This is a genomic window from Kitasatospora phosalacinea, from assembly GCF_000717185.1.
Lineage (GTDB): Bacteria > Actinomycetota > Actinomycetes > Streptomycetales > Streptomycetaceae > Kitasatospora > Kitasatospora phosalacinea_A.
Map to the genome: position 1 here is coordinate 72978 of NZ_JNYE01000008.1, position 17744 is coordinate 90721.

The 17744-nt window shown below is 73.9% G+C and carries 11 protein-coding genes; 7 read left to right on the forward strand and 4 right to left on the reverse strand.

Annotation, left to right across the window (positions count from 1 at the left end; all coding sequences use genetic code 11):
- Nucleotides 1-102: 102 nt before the first annotated feature.
- Nucleotides 103-2406 (forward strand): MMPL family transporter, encoded by a 2304-nt coding sequence (locus OO57_RS05470; protein WP_033251113.1) that lies wholly within the window; start codon nt 103-105, stop codon nt 2404-2406.
- A 31-nt stretch (nt 2407-2437) separates the two neighbouring features.
- Entirely contained in the window at nt 2438-2707 is a 270-nt protein-coding gene (locus OO57_RS05475; RefSeq protein WP_033251114.1) for a hypothetical protein, read from the forward strand.
- Nucleotides 2708-2710: 3 nt separating this feature from the next.
- Here OO57_RS05475 and OO57_RS05480 read toward each other — a convergent pair whose 3' ends face one another.
- Nucleotides 2711-3166, reverse strand: coding sequence for a nuclear transport factor 2 family protein (locus tag OO57_RS05480; protein ID WP_033251115.1), 456 nt, complete (start codon nt 3164-3166; stop codon nt 2711-2713).
- Between the two features lie 170 nt (nt 3167-3336).
- Here OO57_RS05480 and OO57_RS05485 point away from each other — a divergent pair, with 170 nt between their 5' ends.
- Complete coding sequence (locus OO57_RS05485) at nt 3337-4803, forward strand: amidase (RefSeq protein WP_033251116.1); 1467 nt, start codon at nt 3337-3339, stop codon at nt 4801-4803.
- Between the two features lie 44 nt (nt 4804-4847).
- Here OO57_RS05485 and OO57_RS05490 read toward each other — a convergent pair whose 3' ends face one another.
- Nucleotides 4848-6872, reverse strand: coding sequence for a sigma-70 family RNA polymerase sigma factor (locus OO57_RS05490; protein ID WP_035789624.1), 2025 nt, complete (start codon nt 6870-6872; stop codon nt 4848-4850).
- A 759-nt stretch (nt 6873-7631) separates the two neighbouring features.
- Here OO57_RS05490 and OO57_RS05495 point away from each other — a divergent pair.
- Nucleotides 7632-9257 (forward strand): ABC-F family ATP-binding cassette domain-containing protein, encoded by a 1626-nt coding sequence (locus OO57_RS05495; RefSeq protein WP_033251118.1) that lies wholly within the window; start codon nt 7632-7634, stop codon nt 9255-9257.
- Nucleotides 9254-10978: an ABC-F family ATP-binding cassette domain-containing protein gene (locus OO57_RS05500; RefSeq protein ID WP_081973468.1), complete on the forward strand. Its 1725-nt coding sequence runs from the start codon at nt 9254-9256 to the stop codon at nt 10976-10978. Before OO57_RS05495 ends, OO57_RS05500 begins: the two co-directional genes overlap by 4 nt.
- A 78-nt stretch (nt 10979-11056) precedes the next feature.
- On the opposite strand, the gene OO57_RS05505 is transcribed toward OO57_RS05500, so the two are convergent.
- Together OO57_RS05505 and OO57_RS05510 are read right to left on the reverse strand one after the other, a co-directional pair.
- The gene (locus tag OO57_RS05505; RefSeq protein WP_199811200.1) at nt 11057-13579 is read right to left on the reverse strand and encodes a discoidin domain-containing protein; all 2523 of its coding nucleotides are present in this window, start codon (nt 13577-13579) and stop codon (nt 11057-11059) included.
- Between the two features lie 506 nt (nt 13580-14085).
- Nucleotides 14086-14589, reverse strand: a complete 504-nt coding sequence (locus OO57_RS05510; protein WP_033251120.1) for a YbaK/EbsC family protein — start codon at nt 14587-14589, stop codon at nt 14086-14088.
- Nucleotides 14590-14986: 397 nt separating this feature from the next.
- Here OO57_RS05510 and leuA point away from each other — a divergent pair, with 397 nt between their 5' ends.
- Together leuA and OO57_RS05520 are read left to right on the forward strand one after the other, a co-directional pair.
- Nucleotides 14987-16828, forward strand: a complete 1842-nt coding sequence (gene leuA / locus OO57_RS05515; RefSeq protein ID WP_199811201.1) for a 2-isopropylmalate synthase — start codon at nt 14987-14989, stop codon at nt 16826-16828.
- 215 nt (nt 16829-17043) lie between these two features.
- Nucleotides 17044-17589, forward strand: a complete 546-nt coding sequence (locus OO57_RS05520) for an SRPBCC family protein (RefSeq protein WP_033251121.1) — start codon at nt 17044-17046, stop codon at nt 17587-17589.
- Nucleotides 17590-17744: the final 155 nt, after the last annotated feature.

Here is a 17744-nt window from a genome sequence, read left to right on the forward strand (position 1 = left end):
CGGCCGTGTCGTGGGGCGGGTGGCCGGGCGGGTGGCGGGGGCGTGCCTACCGTCGGAGTTCCGTCACCGTGCGCGGGTGGCGCTGTGCCCCTGGGAGGGTCGATGTCCTCGTCCGACGCCGCGTCAGTGTCCGGAGTGCCGCCGCGCCGCGGGTGGTTGTGGCGGTTGGGCGGGTGGTGCGCCCGGCATCCGGTGGTGGTGGTCGTCGGCTGGCTGGTGGTGCTGGTGGGGGTGCAGGTCGCGGACCGGGCCGTCGGCGGCACGTACTCGGACGACTTCTCGCTGCCGGGCACCCAGGCGCAGGAGGGCGCGGACGTACTGGCCGCGCACGAGCCCGCCGTCGGCGGGACGAGCGCGCAGGTGGTGCTGCACGACGGGCAGCCGCTGACGGACTTCCAGGCGCAGGTGGACCAGGCGGTGACCTCCCTCCAGCACCTGCCGCACGTGCTGTCGGCGCAGAACCCGCTGCCGCCGCAGGGCCAGGCCCCGCAGCCGGGCGGCCCGCTGTCCGCGGACGGGCGGACGGCCTACGTCACGGTGCGCTTCGACGGGGTGCTCGCCACGTTCGGCGACGACTACCTGGACCAGGTGGACGCGGCGGTGGCGCCGCTGCGGCAGGCGGGCGTGCAGGTCGAGTACGGCGGCCCGCTGGGCGAGTTGGCGCGGCCGGAGCCGAGCGACCGGGTGAGCGAGCTGATCGGGTTCGGGGTCGCGATCGTGGTGCTGCTGGTCGGGTTCGGCAGTGTGATCGCGGCGGGGCTGCCGCTGGTGAGCGCGCTGCTGGCGGTGGTGGTGGGCCTGGGCCTGCTGGGCCTGCTGGCGGCGCTGACGACCTTCGCGACGGTCGCGCCGACGCTGGCGACGATGATCGGGCTGGGCGTCGGCATCGACTACGCGCTGTTCCTGCTGACCCGGCACCGGCAGAACCTGATGGACGGCCGGGACCCGCAGACCGCGGCCGGGCACGCGGTGGCGACCAGCGGCCGGGCGGTGCTGATCTCCGGCACGACCGTGGTGATCGCACTGGCGGGCCTGTCGGTGTCGGGCATCTCGTTCATGGCGAAGCTGGGCCTGGCGGCGGGCGTCACGGTGGTGACGGCGGTGTGCGGCGCGCTGACGCTGCTGCCCGCGCTGATGGGCCTGATCGGCCGCCGGATGGACCGCTTCACCGTCCGCACGCCGGTCGCCGAAGGCGCCGGGGCCGATGTCGCGTCAACCGCTGACGCGACGCCCGGTGACGCGACACCCGCCGACGCCACCGCAACCGCAACCGCAACCGCAACCGCAACCGCAACCGGCGGCATGTGGCACCGGTACGCGCGGCGGGTCGAGCGCCGCCCGTGGTGGTACCTGGCGGCGGGGCTGGTGACGGTGCTGGTGCTGGCGGTGCCGCTGCCGTCGATCCAGCTCGGGCACATCGGGGACGGCGCGGACCCGACCTCGTTCACCGACCGGCGGGCGTTCGACCTGATGTCGGCGGCGTTCGGTCCGGGTTCCAACGGGCCGCTGACCGTGGTGGTCGACCAGAGCGCGGTCGCCGCGGCCGACCGTCCGGCGCTGGCCTCCGCCGTCCAGCAGGCGCTGACCGGCGTGCCGGACACGGCGGGCACCGCACCGCTGCAGACCAGTGCGGACGGCGACGTGCTGTTCACCACCGTCACGCCCGCGCAGGCCCCGCAGGACCAGGGGACCACCGACCTGGTCGGCCACCTCTCCGACACGGTGCTGCCGGACGCGGTCGCGGGCACGCCCGCCGTCACGTACGTCACGGGCACGACCGCCGCCCAGGTCGACTTCCTGGACCTCGTCGCCAGCCGCCTGCTGCCGATCATCGCGGTGGTGGTGGCGCTGGCGTTCCTGATCATCCTGCTGGTGTTCCGGGCGCCGCTGATCGCGCTGAAGGCGGCCGTGCTCAACCTGGTCTCGATCGCCGCCTCGTACGGGGTGCTGGTCGCGGTGTTCCAGTGGGGCTGGGGCGGGCCCGCGCTCGGGGTGTCGGGCAAGGTGCCGATCGAGAGCTACGTCCCGATGATGATGTTCGCGATCGTCTTCGGCCTCAGCATGGACTACGAGGTGTTCCTGCTCTCCCGGGTCCACGAGCGCTGGCGCCTGACCGGCGACAGCCGCGGCGCGGTCGCGCACGCGCTGGAGACCACCGCGCGGGTGATCAGCTGCGCGGCCCTGATCATGGTCAGCGTGTTCGCGGCGTTCGTCGTCAGCGACAACGTGGTGATCAAGATGATGGGCCTGGGCCTGGCCGTCAGCGTCCTGATCGACGCCACCGTGGTGCGGCTGCTGATGGTCCCCGCCGCGATGACGCTGCTCGGCGGCGCCGCCTGGTGGACGCCGCGCTGGATGGACCGGCTGCTGCCCGACCTCGACGCCGAGGGCCTCAGGGACGGCTGACCCGGACGACGGCCCGGCCCCGGCCCCGCCGGTGGTGTGGAACCGCGGGCCCGCGCCCGCGACCTCCGTGCCGCTCGAACTCGCCGCCGCGGACGGGGAGTCGGTGCAGCTCGCCGACCTCGGAGCGGACGAGTTCCCGCTCTCCCGGATCGACCGCGACGGCCGCTACCCGCTGCCGTGGCTGCCCGTCGGGGACGGGTACCGCGGCGGGCGGCGCTTCACCGTCCGGCTGCGTCGGCAGGACGGCAACGGCCCGCAGGAGCGGGTGCTGCCGCTGCGCAAGGGCCGGACCAGCCGCTGAGCCTCACCCGGCCGCGGGCGCGGAAGCCGAGGCCGAGGCCGCCGCCATCATCCGCAGCAGGTGGGTGACGTCCCGTTCGAAGGTGAACTCCTGCAGTACGGTGGCCCATTGACCGTCGACCCGGCGCCAGACGAAGGCGTAGCGGGCCGGGACGCCGTGCTCGCAGCGGTACATGACGACGGTGCCCTGGTCGCCGTGCCGGGTGGTGGCCAGGAAGCGGACGTCGTCGGTGCTGCCGCCGACCGCCTGCCCCTGCGCGGCCAGGGCCCGGAACCGGGCCATGAAATGCGCCTTGGTCAGCCGCACCACCTGGCCCGCCTCGTCGACCCGCAGGTTCTCGAACTCCTCGTCGTAGAGCGCCTCCAGCGCGTCCACGTCCATCGCCGCGCCCGCGGCCAGGTACTCCCGCATCCGTGCGACCAACGTCTCGTCCAGCGCCTCGTTCAGCGCCTCGTCCATGGTCCTCGTCCCCTCGGGTCGGTGTGCGTTCCTCCGTCGACCACCACCGTTCCGGGCCGCACCGTCAGATCGCTCTCAACCCGCTGTCGGCGCACTGTCGTTGTACGCCGTCACCGGTTGCCCGAAAGAATGTTTCGTGCCCCCTCCGACGGGCGCGTACGGTCCTCGGCATGGACAAGTGGACCTATGCGACGGCCGAAGAACTCACCGCAGCCCTGCGTTCCGGGGACGTCACCTCGGCGGAACTGACCGAGGGCACGATCGCCCGGATCGAGCAGGAGGACGGGGCGCTCAACGCGATCTGCGCGCCGGACTTCGAGCGGGCCCGGGAGACCGCGCGGGAGGCCGACCGGGCCCGGGCGCGCGGGGAGGAGCGGCCGCTGCTGGGGATCCCGCTCACCGTCAAGGACTCGTACAACGTCACCGGGCTGCCGACGACCTGGGGCATGCCGGAGTTCCGGGAGCACGTCCCGGCCGAGGACGCGCTGCAGGTCGCGCGGGTCAGGGCCGCGGGCGCGGTGGTGATCGGCAAGACCAACGTGCCGCTCGGGCTGCGGGACATCCAGACCTACAACGAGATCCACGGCACCACCAACAACCCGTGGGACCACACCCGCACCCCCGGCGGCTCCTCCGGCGGGTCGGCGGCCGCGCTGGCCGCCGGGTACGGCCCGCTGTCGCTGGGCACCGACATCGGGGGCTCGCTGCGCACCCCCGCCCACTTCTGCGGCGTGTACGCGCACAAGCCGACCCTGCACCTGCTGCCCACCCGCGGCATGGTCCCGCCGGGGGTGCCCGCGCTGCCCGCCGACATCGACCTCGCCGTGGTCGGCCCGATGGCCCGCTCGGCCCGCGACCTGTCCCTGCTGCTCGACGTGATGACCGGCCCGGACCCGCTGACCCTCGGCCTGGCCCACACCACCGCGCTACCGCCCGCCCGGCACGAACGGCTGCGCGACTTCCGGGTCCTGGTCCTGGACGAGCACCCGCTGATCCCGACCGGCGCCGACGTCCGCGCGGGCCTCGCCCGGGTCGTCGACGCGCTCGCCGACGGCGGCGCCCGCATCGAGCACCGCAGCCCGCTGCTGCCCGACCTGGCCGAGGCCGCCGAGGTCTACTCGCTGCTGATGTTCTCCGCCCTCGCCGCCAACTTCCCCCTCGACATGTACGAGCAACTGCGCGACCAGGCAGCCCGGTTGGGAGCCGACGACCACAGCCTGTCGGCCGCCCGGCTGCGCGGCATGTCCCTCTCCCACCGCGACTGGGCGGGCGCCGACCACCGCCGCGAACTGCACCGCCGCAGCTGGCGGGCCCTCTTCGCCGAGTACGACGCCGTGGTCGCCCCGATCACCCCCACCGCCGCCTTCCCGCACCAGCAGGACCCCGACCTGCTGAACCGCCGGATCACCGTCGACGGCACCGCCCACCCCTACTTCGACCAACTCGTCTGGGCGGGCGTCGCCACCATGCCCGGCCTCCCCGCCACCGCCGTCCCCACCGGCCCCTCCGCCGAGGGCCTCCCGGTCGGCGTCCAGCTGATCGGCCCGATGTACGAGGACCGCACCCCGCTGCGCCTCGCCGAACTCCTGGAGGAACGCCTCGGCGGCTTCCGCGTCCCGACGACCTTGAAGCGCTGAGCCGATGGGCCGTTGGGCCACCGATTGGCTGGCGGCCCAGCGGCTCAGCGGGCGGCCTGGTAGGCGCGGCCCGCGGCGGTGGGGGTGGTGCCGTCGGTGAACAGGCCGCTGCTGGGCTTCGCCGGGTCCGCGCCGAGGCCGAACCAGGCGTAGCGCTGGAGGTAGGGCAGCGCGTCGAGGGCCTTGGTGGAGGCGGTGACGAAGGCGGCCTGCTGGTCGGCGGTGGGGAAGCGGGTGCCCTGGGAGAAGTCGATCAGGGCGTACTCGGTGAGCCAGATCGGCTTGTGGTAGCGCTGGTGGACGGCCTCCAGGTAGGAGGTCAGCTGCTGGACGGCCTGCGGGGTGCGGAAGTCGCCGCCGTACCAGTGCAGTGCGATGAAGTCGACCCGGTACCCCTTGGCGGCGGCCCCGGACATGAAGCGGTCCAGCCAGCCGCCGGGCGTGTCGGCCCCGTACGCGACCGCCGGGCTGCCCAGCGTCTGCCCGGCCTGCATCAGCTTCGGCCACAGGTCCAGGGCCTGGTCGACCGTCATGTTCGACTGGGACGCCATGTCGGGCTCGTTGAAGCCGAGCAGGTAGGGGCCGTTGGCGCGGGCCTGGGCGAGGGCGCCGTCGGTGACGGAGGACGCGCCCCAGATCATCGGGACGAAGGAGGCCGAGGCGGGCGTGGTGATGCCGGGGTGCTGCGGCGCCCAGGTGTAGTACCAGCCCGCCCCGGAGGCGGCGAGCGCCTGGCTCACCCCGTCGAACGACCACACGCCGACGCCCTTGCGCGCGGACGTGGCGATCCCGGCCGGGGGCGCGGGCCGCTCGGCTGACGGCGAAGGGGCGGACGGCGAAGGAACGGACGACGGGACCGCGGGGGACGGTGGGGCGGACGGCGACGCCGGGGCCGACGGCGAGGAGGCCGCGGACGAGGTCGCGTCGGGCAGCGGCAGGGCGGCCGCGGCGGCTGCGGGCGTCGCGGTCGACGCCGCCCGCGGGTCGGCCTGCCCGGGGGTCAGTTCGGCCCCGATCAGGACGGCGGCCGCCACCAGCGCCACGGCCGCGCCGCCGAGCACCGGTTTGGGGACGCCGGAGGACGCACGCCGGTGCCCGGCCCGCCCGCGGGAGCGGCCCCGGTGTCCGCCCGGCCCCCGCCCCGGCCCCGTACCGTCCGCGCCGGGGCCGTCGAGGCCCGCGGGACCGTCGAGGCCGGCGAGGCCGTCGAGGCCGGCGAGGCCGTCGAGGCCGGCGAGGCCGTCGAGGCCGGCGAGGCCGGCGAGGCCGGCGAGGATCCGGGCCGGGTCGAGGGTCGGCGGGACGGCGAGCAGCGGCAGGCCGTACAGCAACCGTTCGGCGGGGAGCAAGTCGTGCCGGGTTCCGGCGCAGCGTTCGCAGTCGCGCACGTGCCGGGCCAGGCGCTTGCGCCACAGCGGGGCGGGGGTGCCGTTCCAGCCGGTGGCGGCCGTGTCCAGGGCGGGGCAGCGCGGGTCGGCGGCGAGGGCGCGCACCACCAGGCGGGAGAGTTCGAGCTGCTTCTTCATCCGGCCGGTCCGGACGGCGGCGTGGCCGGAGCTGAGGCCGAGTGCGGAGACCAGGTCGGCCTGTTCGAGTTCGCCGGTCTCCTTGAGCCACCACAGGGCGAGCAGTTCGCGGTCGTCGGGGTCGAGCCAGCGGGTGGCCTCGGCGATCTCGCGGCGCTGTTCGGTGAGGCCGAGGCGCAGGATGGTGAGGCCGGCGAAGTCCAGTGCGGGGTCGGGGATCGCCTCGGCGTCCTCCAGGCGGGCGGAGCGGTCGAGGGCGGCGGCCCGGTCCTGCTGGCGGTTGCGCACCTGCCGGACGGCGATGGCGACCAGCCAGGACCGGAAGGCGGCGGGGTCCCGCAGGTCGGACAGTCCGCGGACCGCGCGCAACAGCGTCTCCTGTACGACGTCGTCGGTGTCGGCGTGGCCGTTCAGCGCCCGGCCGACGATGTTGTAGACCAGCGGCAGGCTCTGGGCCACCAGTTCCTCCAGGGCCCGCCGGTCGCCGGCGCGCGCCGCGGTCACCGTCCCGCTGTCGGGTCCACTGCGTCTGGTGTGCGGCATGGGTGCGTTCCTCTACGTGGGGTGCGGGCGGCGGCGTTCTCCGTTCACGGAGACCGTCCGCAGGGGCGTCCGCCAACAGAAATTTCCGGCCCGCGGCGAGATTTCTGTTATCGGGCGCGTCCGCCGGGGTCACCGATACGTGCGCACGCACAACCAGGGGAGCGGAAGGAGGCACAGCATGGCACGCGGACGCCGCCGCCCCGGCACGGGGTCGGCTTCCGGCCGTCGGGCCCGCTCCCCCGGCTGAGCCCGGCGGACGGGTGGCCCCCACCGCCCGTCCGCCTCCGACCCTGCCGGTCCGGGCGCTACCCCGGCGCCCCCACCCGGACCCGGCAGGGCAACTGCCGGGCACCGCGCCCTTTCCCCTGCACCGGGCGCGGTGCCCGGCCCTTCCGCACGTCCGCCGCCACCGCCACCGCCACCGCCGGGCGGGAGCCGGTGCCCGGCCGGTGCGGTGTACCGCCCCGCTTCGGTCCGGCGTAGCCGCCCCGCTGGTGCGTCCATTGGTCCGGCCGGGTGGCCTGTTACAGTCGGAGGATCAGGAGGGGCGCAGCAGGTGCGCCCGCGAGGTACGGAAGAGGGACAGCTGTGGCGGGTGACGACGACATCTCCGGGTGAGACCCGGTCCTGACGGCCACCGGTCGGCGCTCGGAGCGCCGCGGGAGTGGTCCGTTTCGTCGTCCCCTTTTTCCACTTCCCTTCCGGGCAGCGGCAGTTCACCGTGCCGCCCTGCCCTCTCGCACCGTTCGAGGTCTCATCGTGTCCGACGTCGCCGTCGTCTGCTCCCACCTGTCCTTCTGCTGGCCGGACGACACTCCGGTCTTCCACGACCTGTCGTTCAGCGTGCCGCCGGGCCGTACCGGCCTGGTCGCGCCGAACGGCTCCGGCAAGTCGACCCTGCTGCGGTTGATCGCCGGTGAACTCACTCCCACCGCCGGTTCGTTGGCGGTCTCCGGCACGCTCGGGTACCTGCCGCAGACGCTGCCGCTGGCGGCGGGCCTGACCGTCGCCGAGGTGCTGGGCGTCGACGCGGTGATCCGGGCGCTGGACGCCGTCGAGGCGGGTGACGTCGCGGAGGAGCACTTCGCGGTGATCGGCGACGACTGGGACGTCGAGGAGCGCACCCGCGCCCAGCTCGACCGCCTGGGCCTGGAGGGCCTGGCGCTGGACCGGCCGCTGGGCACGCTCAGCGGCGGCCAGGTGGTCTCGCTCGGCCTGGCGGCCCAACTGCTGCGCCGCCCGGACGTGTTGCTGCTGGACGAGCCGACCAACAACCTGGACGTGGCGGCCCGGCACCGGCTGTACGACGTCCTCGCCGAGTTCCGCGGGTCGCTGCTGCTGGTCAGCCACGACCGGGAGCTGCTCGACCGGATGGAGCGGATCGCCGAGCTGGACGGCGGCGAACTGCGGCTGTACGGGGGCGACTTCACCGCGTACGAGGAGGCGGTGCGGGCGGAGCGGGAGGTCGCCGAGCGCAACGTCCGCAGTGCCGAGCAGCAGTTGAAGCGGGAGAAGCGCGAGTTGCAGCAGGCCCGGGAGCGGGCCGAGCGGCGGGCGGGCAACGCGGCGCGGAACCTGAAGAGCGCCGGTCTGCCGAAGATCTTCGCGGGCACCATGAAGCGCGGCGCGCAGGAGTCCGCGGGCCGTTCCGGGCAGGTGCACGCGGCGCGGGTGGACGAGGCGCGGGCCCGGCTGGACGAGGCGGGGCGGGCGGTGCGCGAGGAGCAGCGGCTGAGCCTGGAGCTGCCGGAGACCCAGGTGCCCGCGGGGCGGACGCTGCTGCACGGCGCGGGCCTGCAGGCCGAGTTGGGCGGGGCGGAGGTGTTCGGGCCCGGCGGGGTGGACCTGATCGTGCGCGGCCCGGAGCGGATCGCGCTGACGGGTGCGAACGGCGCCGGGAAGTCCACCCTGCTGCGGCTGATCAGCGGTGAACTTCCGCTGACCGGAGGCGAGTTGCGGCGCGGCGAGGGCCGGGTGGCGTACCTGTCGCAGCGGTTGGACCTGCTGGACGACGACCGGTCGGTGGCGGAGAACTTCGCCCGGTTCGCGCCGGAGCGGCCGGAGGCGGAGCGGATGAACCTGCTGGCCAGGTTCCTGTTCCGGGGCGCGGGGGCGCAGTTGCCGGTGGGGGTGCTGTCGGGCGGCGAGCGGCTGCGGGCGACGCTGGCGTGCGTGCTGTGCGCGGAGCCCGCGCCGCAGTTGCTGCTGCTGGACGAGCCGACCAACAACCTGGACCTGGTGGGCGTGGGCCAGTTGGAGGGCGCGCTGAACGCGTACCGGGGCGCGTTCGTGGTGGTCAGCCACGACGAGCGGTTCCTGGCGGGCATCGGGGTGGGGCGCCGACTGCTGCTGGCGGACGGGCAGTTGGCGGAGGTGGCGGCGTGACGGCGCTGCTCGCGCACGAGGTGGTCCGGGTCCTGGGCGGGCGCCGGGTCCTGGACGGGGTGTCGCTGACGGCGGCGCCGGGCCGCCGGATCGGCCTGATCGGCGAGAACGGCTGCGGCAAGTCGACGCTGCTGCGGGTGCTGGCCGGGGTGGACGAGCCCGATGCGGGGAGCGTCGTCCGGCCCGCCGATCTCGGCTTCCTGCACCAGGAGTTGCCGTTCGACGCGGGTGCGACGGTCGCCGCGGTGCTGGACGGGGCGCTGCGCGAGGCCCGCACCGACCTCGCTGAACTGGAGCGGCTGGGCGCCGAGTTGGCCGTCCTGCCGGAGCACGACCCGTCCCTTCCGGGCCTGTTGGCGGAGTACGGGCAGCGCCTGGAGCAGGCCGAGGCCCGCGGCTCCTGGGACGCCGACCGCCGGGCCGCCCTGGTGCTGGACGGCCTGGGCCTGTCCGGTCTCGCTCCGGAGCGCGTCCTCGGTTCGCTCTCCGGGGGCCAGCGCGGCCGGCTGGCGCTGGCGGCGCTGCTGGTGCGCCGCCCGTCGGCGGTGCTGCTGGACGAGCCGACCAACCACCTGGACGACGCGGCGGCCGCCTTCCTGGAGGCCCAACTGCTCGCGCTGCCGGGCACGGTGGTGGTCGCCAGCCACGACCGGGCGTTCCTGGAGGCGGTCTGCACCGACCTGGTCGACCTGGATCCGGCGGTGGGCGGCCCGGTGCGCTTCGGCGGCGGCTACCTCGCCTACCTGGCGGCGAAGCGGGCCGCCCGGGCCCGCTGGGAGCGGCAGCACGCGGAGGAGCAGCAGGAGTTGGAGCGGCTGCGGCACTCGGCGGGGGTGACCGCGCACCGGGTCGCGCCGGACCGGGGGCGCACCGACAACGAGAAGATGGGGTACGGGCACCGGGCGGGCCGGGTGCAGCAGCAGGTCTCCCGCCGGGTGCGCGACGCGTCGCGGCGGCTGGCGGAGCTGGAGCGGGCGCAGGTCGCCGAACCGCCCGTCCCGCTGCGGTTCGCCCCGCCCGCGCTGGTGGCGGGTGCGCGGGCGGAGGAGGGGTCCGGTCCGCTCCCGGAGGACGCGCTGCTCGCCCTGCGCGGGGTCGGCGTCCCGGGGCGGCTGGCCCCGCTCTCGTTGGAACTCGCCGCGGACGACCGGCTGCTGGTGACCGGCGGGAACGGGACGGGCAAGTCGACGCTGCTGGCGGTGCTGGCCGGTCGGCTGGAGGCGGCGGCGGGCGGGGTGGTGCACCGGCGGCCCGGCCTGACGGTGGGCCTGCTGGCGCAGGACACCGTGTTCGCGCGTCCGGACCGCACCGCCGCCGCCACCTACGCGCGGGCGGTGGGCCCGGAGCGGGCGGAGCGGGTGCCGCTGTCGGCGCTGGGCCTGCTGGCGGCGGCGGACCTGGACCGTCCGGTCGGCGCCCTGTCGGTGGGCCAGCGCCGCCGGTTGGCGCTGGCGCTGCTGGTGGCGCGCCCGCCGCAGCTCCTGCTGCTGGACGAGCCGACCAACCACCTCTCGCCGCTGCTGTGCGACGAGTTGGAGGAGGCGATCGGCGCGGGCGGCCCGGGCGCGGTGGTGGTGGCGGGGCACGACCGCTGGCTGCGCCGCCGCTGGCGGGGCCGGGAGTTGGAGCTGGGCACCCGGCCGGGCGTCCGACCGGGCACCCGATCTGGCGTCCGACCGGCCGCCCCAGCGCCGGACGTCCCGCCGGACGTCCGGCGCTGAGACGGCGGCGGCCACCGCCCCCCGGCCCGGGGACGGTGGCCGCCTGTGTGCGTCAGGACCTGCCTGGGCTACCTGCGGTTACGGGTAGGAGACCAGGTTGGAGGGGACGGTCCCGGTGCCGGAGGTGCCGGCGCCGGTGTTGTTGACCACGTGCAGGAACTGGCCGTTGCCGCCGAGCGAGTTGACCAGGACGTCGTGCAGCTTGACGCCCGCGGTGTCCGGGACCTCGAAGCCGTGGTCCATCACGATGGTCGGGTCGACGTTGAAGTAGCAGTAGCTGCCCAGGCCCCAGCCCTCGTGGGTGGTGACGTTGTTCTCGACCTTGTAGGCGGCGTAGCCCTTGGTGGTGCCGTTCTGGATGGCGGCCTGGTTGGGGGCGTCGTAGGCCTTCTCGTTCTGGAAGAAGATCGTCCGGCCGCCGTTGCCCTTCCACCACACGTCGTACTTGTTGAAGTGCTCGACGAACAGGCCGGTGGCGAGGACGTCGTTGCCGTTCACGACGAAGCCGTAGTCGGAGCGGTTGCTCTCCCAGCCGACGCCGGCGCCGTGGTCGGCGCGCCAGATCCAGGTGTGGTCGACGACGGTGTTGTTGCTGTTGATCACCATGCCGTTGGTGGCCTTGCCCGCGGTGACGCCGCCGACCCGGACGAAGACGTCCTGGATGACGATCGGGTCGGCCGCGTGGTTGGCGCCGGGGGTGTCGTTGCCGACCTGCAGCAGGGCCGGGGAGTTGACGGTGCCCGCGTCCAGCAGCAGGCCGGAGACCTTGACGCCGTCGACGTCGGCGACCTTGACCGCGGTGACGCCGTTGTCCGGGATGACGGTGGCGAGGCCGAGGCCGAGCACCACGGTGTCCGGGCGGGTGATGTTGATGCTCTGGTCGACGTGGTAGACGCCGGGGGTGAAGAGCAGGTTGAGGCCCTGGGCGAGCGCCTGGTTGATGCTCGCGGCGGTCGCGCCGGCCTTCACCACGTAGAACTGGCTGAGCGGCAGCGAGGCGCCCTGCGGCGCGCCGCTGCCCCAGGAGGTGCCGCGGGCGTTGGTGCGCTTGGCGGGCACGAACACCTTGTAGTCGTTGCCGTCCAGGTACAGGAACGGCTTCTCCTGCGAGACCGGCGTGGTGTCGAGCGTGGTGTACGGCGGGTTCGGGAAGCCCTGGGCGGGGGCGCCCTGGACGCCGGAGAAGGTCTGGTTCCACACGCCGTTGGAGAACCCGCCGATGGAGCTGTCGCGGGTGTACCACTGCTGCTGCGAGTAGTTGCCGACCTGGCCGTCGATCTTCGAGTCGGCGATGTAGCCGCCGGAGGCCCAGCCGTAGCCGTTGGGGGCGAGGTTGAGGCCGCCCTCGACGTGCATCCGGCGGAACGGCGCGGCCTGCGAGACGGCCCAGCGGTCGGTGCCGCTGACCGGCTTGAGGTGCAGGTTCTCGGCGGAGCGCCAGAAGTTCTGGGTGGCGTTGCCGTTGAACCAGCCCGCGTCGACGGTGACGTCGCCGTTGAAGGTGGTGTCGTCCGGGTTCAGGCCGAGGCCCGCGATCGAGGTGTAGAAGCCGATCTGGGCGTTGATGTTGTTGTACGTGCCCGGCTTGAACAGCAGCGCGTAGCGGTCGGTGCCGAACTGGTTCGACTCCTGCTTGGCGAAGACCTCGTCGACCTTGGCCTGGATGTTCGGCGTGGACGGGTCGAAGACCAGCACGTTCGGGCCGAGGTCGCCGCCGCCCTGCACGGGCGGGGTGGTGGAGCCGCCGCTGCCGGTGTGGACGCCCATCTCCCACAGCGAGTAGCCGTAGCCGGTGCCGCGCTGGGTGCCGTACATCCGGACGTAGCGGCCGGAACCGGAGACGTTGAGCGTCTCGTTGCCGCCCGCGCCGGTGGTGGTGGAGTAGATCGTGGCCCAGGTGGCGCCGTCGGTGGACGCCTGGATCTGGTACGCCTTGCCGTAGGCGGCCTCCCACCTGAGGTCGACCTTGCACAGCTGCTGCACGGAGCCGAGGTCGACCTGCAGCCACTGCGGGTCGGCGGCGGCGGAGGCCCAGCGGGTGCCGGTGTTGCCGTCCACGGCGGAGGCCGCCGGGGTGCCGCCGTTCTCGGTGGAGGAGGCGGTGGCGGTCTTGCCCTGCGCGGCGTTGTCGGTGGAGCAGGTGCCGCCCGAGGGGGTGGACGGGGTGCCGGTGGGGGTGCCGCCCAGGGTGCCGTAGACCTGGAACTCCCAGAGGGAGTAGCCGTAGCCGGTGGCGCGGGTGATGCCGTTCATCCGGACGTAGCGGCCGGAACCGGAGACGTTGAGCGTCTCGTTGCCGCCCGCGCCGGTGGTGGTGGAGTAGATCGTCGTCCAGGTGGTGCCGTCGGTGGACGTCTGGATCTGGTACGCCTTGCCGTAGGCGGCCTCCCAGTTCAGCTGTACCTTGCTGATGCTGGAGACGGAGCCGAGGTCGACCTGCAGCCACTGCTGGTCGGAGGCGGCCGAGGACCAGCGGGTGCCGAGGTCGCCGTCGACGGCCGCGGTGGCGGGGGTCCCGCCGTTCTCGCTGGACGAGGCGGTGACCGTCTTGCCCTGGGAGATCAGCGAGTCCGCGGCCTGCGCGGTGCCCGGGATCGTCATGACAGCACCCGCGACCAAGGCCGCGGCGGCGAGTACGGCAGGCGTCCGGCGCAGGGGGGCACCGGAAGGGGGAGGGGCGAGCCGCATGGCTCCTCCTGCTGTGAGGATGGGTGGGGTGGGGGAGGAGAACCTTGGAGAGCGCTCTCCTGGCGGAGTCTCACGGCAGGAGCCACCGGGCGTCAAGGCGCACGTGGGGACGACTTGAAACCTCGGCTTCACCTGGGGGAAACACCGCGGGATCAGGTTAGTTCATGGCGAGAGAAAAGTAGAGACCCTGGCGGCGACATCTCAATTTCCCTGGACCGCGCTTGGAGAGCGCTCTCCGAAACCCAGCTTGGCCAGGGGAAACGCCACGAGCCCCGCCCGCGCCCTGAGGTGCAGGACGCGGGCGGGGCCCGGGAGTTCGCCGAGCGGGGTCGGCGGGCGGGGTCGGCGGACGGCGCAGCGGGCGGGGTCGGCGGGCGGGCTCAGCGGGCAGGGTCGGCGGGCGGGGCCGGCGAACGGGCTCAGTCCTCGTCCGGCCCGACCGGCAGCAGGGTGCCGCCGGTGAGGCGGAGCAACTCCTCGGCGGTGGTGGGGAAGACCGTGTGCGGGGTGCCCGCGGCGGCCCACACCCGGGGGTAGTCGGTCAGGGCCCGGTCGACCACGGTGGGCAACGGGGCGGGGTGGCCGGTGGGGGCGACGCCGCCGATGGCCTGGCCGGTGGCCTCGCGGACCTGCTCGGGGGTGGCCCGCCGGAGCCTGCCGCGGCCCCAACGGGCGGCCAGTGCCGCGGTGTCCACCTTGTGGCGACCGCTGGTGAGGACCAGGACGGCCTGGCCGTCGGAGAGGAAGACCAGGCTGTTGGCGATCGCGCCGACCTCGCAGCCGAGCGCGGCGGCGGCCTCGGCGGCGGTGCGGGTCGAGTCGGCGAGCTGCCTGACCGCCCCCGGGATCCCGGCGGCGGCGAGGGCCCGGGCGACCCGTTCGCTGCGGGCGGGCAGGGAGGGGCTGGTGGTCGTCGATTCCATGCTGGCTCCTTGGGCTCCTCGGGGAGCAGAGTTTCAGCGTTCCACATACGGAACGTTCCGCATGTGGAACGATAGGCCTCGTACGAGTTCCGGATCAACCGGCGGCCCCGGGCCGAGCGGCGCCGGGCAGTACCGGGCAGTACCGGGCGGCGCCGACCGGTCCGGTGCCGCCCCTCGCCCCAACAGGGCTTCTCCTCGGGTGTGTTGACGGAGAATCAGGAAGCCGCCGGACGGAGGTGGGGATAGGGTGGGCGTCATGAACGCCGCGCAGCTTCGCCTCCTCCTTATGCGCCGCGACGAGGGCCGCTGAGGGCTCGACCTCCTCGTCGCGGAGTCCGGCCGTGCGCCGAAGTCGTCGGCCCGACGCAGAGGACGACCCAGAGGAAGAAGTCTCCGCATGACCTCCACGCCTTTCCCGGCCCGGCGCGCCTCCGAGCCGGTCCCCCCGTTCCCCGCTCCCTCCCCCGCCCCGTTCCCCGCTCCCCGCGCGTTCCCGCGGCAACTGCCGTCGGGCATGCCGCACCAGCGCTACCAGGCGTTCCGCGGCGTCGACCTGCCGGACCGCAGCTGGCCGACCCGGACGCTGACCCGGGCCCCGCAGTGGTGCGCGGTGGACCTGCGGGACGGGAACCAGGCGCTGATCGACCCGATGGGCGCCGACCGCAAGCTGCGGATGTTCCAACTCCTGGTCTCGATGGGCTACAAGGAGATCGAGGTCGGCTTCCCGTCGGCCAGCCGGGCCGACTTCGACTTCGTCCGGCAGCTGATCGAGCAGGACCTCGTCCCGGACGACGTGGCGATCCAGGTGCTGGTGCCGTGCCGCACCGAGCTGCTGGAGCGGACGTTCGAGGCGGTGCGCGGGGCCCGGCACGCGGTGGTCCACCTGTACAACTCGACGTCCACGCTGCAGCGGCAGGTGGTGTTCGGCAAGGACCGCGACGAGATCACGGCGCTGGCCGTGCACGGGGCGCGCACCTGCGTGGACCTGGCGGAACGGGCGGGCGGCACCGGGATCAGCCTGCAGTACTCCCCCGAGTCGTACACCGGAACGGAGTTGGACTACGCGGCGGAGATCTGCAACGCGGTGATCGGGGTGTGGCAGCCGACGCCGGACCGCAAGGTGATCGTCAACCTGCCGGCCACGGTGGAGATGGCGACGCCGAACGTGTACGCCGACTCGATCGAGTGGATGCACCGCCACCTGGACCGGCGCGACGCGGTGGTGCTGTCGGTGCACCCGCACAACGACCGGGGCACCGCGGTGGCGGCGGCCGAACTGGGCGTGCTGGCGGGGGCGGACCGGGTGGAGGGCTGCCTGTTCGGCAACGGCGAGCGGACGGGCAACGTCTGCCTGGTGACGCTGGGGATGAACCTGTTCTCGCAGGGCGTCGACCCGATGATCGACTTCTCGGACATCGACGGGATCCGCCGCACGGTGGAGTTCTGCAACCAGCTGCCGGTGCACCCGCGCCACCCCTACGGCGGCGAGATGGTCTACACGGCGTTCTCCGGCTCGCACCAGGACGCGATCAACAAGGGCCTGCGGGCGCTGGAGCGGGCGGCCTCGGACGCCGGGAAGCCAGTGGGCGAGTTCGACTGGGCGGTGCCGTACCTGCCGATCGACCCGAAGGACGTGGGCCGCAGCTACGAGGCGGTGATCCGGGTCAACTCGCAGTCCGGCAAGGGCGGGGTCGCGTACCTGATCAAGACCGAGCACCAGCTGGACCTGCCGCGCGGCCTGCAGATCGAGTTCTCCCGGGTGGTGCAGGCCCGCACCGACGAGCAGGGCGGCGAGGTGTCGCCGCAGCAGATGTGGCAGCTGTTCGTCGAGGAGTACCTGCCCGCAGCCGGTGCGCGGGCGCTGGGCACGGAGGTGGCGTCCCGTCCGTGGGGGCGGCTGTCGCTGCTGTCGCACCGGTCGGTGGCGGTCGTCGACGAGAAGGACTCGATCGAGGCCGAGGTGGTCTTCGACGGGGTCGGGCACCGGTTGACGGCGTCGGGCAACGGCCCGATCGACGCGTTCACCGCGGCGCTGGCCGACCTGGGCGTGGACGTGCGGGTCCGGGGCTACCAGGAGCACGCGATGGCCACCGGCGGTGACGCCAGGGCCGCCGCGTACGTGGAGTGCTCGGTGGACGGGCGGCCGTTCTGGGGTGTCGGCATCGACTCCAGCATCGTGACCGCCTCGCTGCAGGCCGTGGTGTCGGCCGTCAACCGCGGCTGCCGCGACCACAACTGACGCTCCCTCAGGAGTCGGCGTCGGCGGCGCCGGACGGCCACCGGCCGATCGGGGCGCCGCCGACGGGCCCGGTGCGGCCCGCGGCGGGCGCCCCACCGGCGCTCCCGCGGGCGCTCCCGCGGGCGGCGGGCGGAGTTGACACGGAATCCCGGAGTTGACGGACCCGGCATTTCCGCCTTGACCCCCGCCGGGGGGCGGCTGGGAGCATTCGTGCCATGGGCGAAATCATCAACGAGAAGCGGCCGATATTCTCCACGGACGCCGACATCCGGGTTTCCGCGTCCCCCGCGGAGGTCTACGCGGTGGTCAGCGACCTGCCGCGCAGTTCCGAATGGAGCCCGGAATGCCTGGGCGGCGAGTGGGTGTCCGGCGAGCCGTCGGCCGTCGGGTCGGTGTTCCGCGGTGACAACCTCCGCGCCGAGGACGTCGTGGAGTGGGCCCCGGTGGTGCGCGGGCGGTGGCAGACGCACTCCGAGGTGGTCGCCGCCGAGCCCGGCCGGACCTTCCGCTGGGCGATGTGCGACTCGCAGGGCCGCAAGCAGGAGAGCGTCTGGGGCTTCGACGTCGAGCCCGCCGGGGACGGCGGCAGCCTGCTGACCCACCACTTCCGGATGGACGCGCCCACCGAGGGCATCCGGGGCATCACCGCCGAGATGGACGAGGCCGCGCGGGAGCGCTTCTTCGCCGAGTGGGGCGACAAGATCTCCGCCGACCTGGCCGTCACCCTGCGCCGCATCAAGGCCGTCGTCGAGCAGGGCTGAGGAATTCCGCCCCCGGCCGCCTTCCGTGAATTTCCGTGAATTCCCGGCAATTTCCGGTAATTCCCGGTGATTTCCGGTAATTCCCGGGAATCATCCGGCCCGGGCCGCCGTCGTTTCCCTGCTCACTGTCCCGTTCATTTTCCACGTCGAGTGCC

Bases quoted from the DNA above. Each gene is read 5' to 3' on its own strand.
- OO57_RS05470 (WP_033251113.1), top strand. From the start codon at position 103: ATGTCCTCGTCCGACGCCGCGTCAGTGTCCGGAGTGCCGCCGCGCCGC.
- OO57_RS05480 (WP_033251115.1), bottom strand. From the start codon at position 3,166: ATGGACGAGGCGCTGAACGAGGCGCTGGACGAGACGTTGGTCGCACGG.
- OO57_RS05485 (WP_033251116.1), top strand. From the start codon at position 3,337: ATGGACAAGTGGACCTATGCGACGGCCGAAGAACTCACCGCAGCCCTG.
- OO57_RS05490 (WP_035789624.1), bottom strand. From the start codon at position 6,872: ATGCCGCACACCAGACGCAGTGGACCCGACAGCGGGACGGTGACCGCG.
- OO57_RS05505 (WP_199811200.1), bottom strand. From the start codon at position 13,579: ATGACGATCCCGGGCACCGCGCAGGCCGCGGACTCGCTGATCTCCCAG.
- OO57_RS05510 (WP_033251120.1), bottom strand. From the start codon at position 14,589: ATGGAATCGACGACCACCAGCCCCTCCCTGCCCGCCCGCAGCGAACGG.
- leuA (WP_199811201.1), top strand. From the start codon at position 14,987: ATGACCTCCACGCCTTTCCCGGCCCGGCGCGCCTCCGAGCCGGTCCCC.
- OO57_RS05520 (WP_033251121.1), top strand. From the start codon at position 17,044: ATGGGCGAAATCATCAACGAGAAGCGGCCGATATTCTCCACGGACGCC.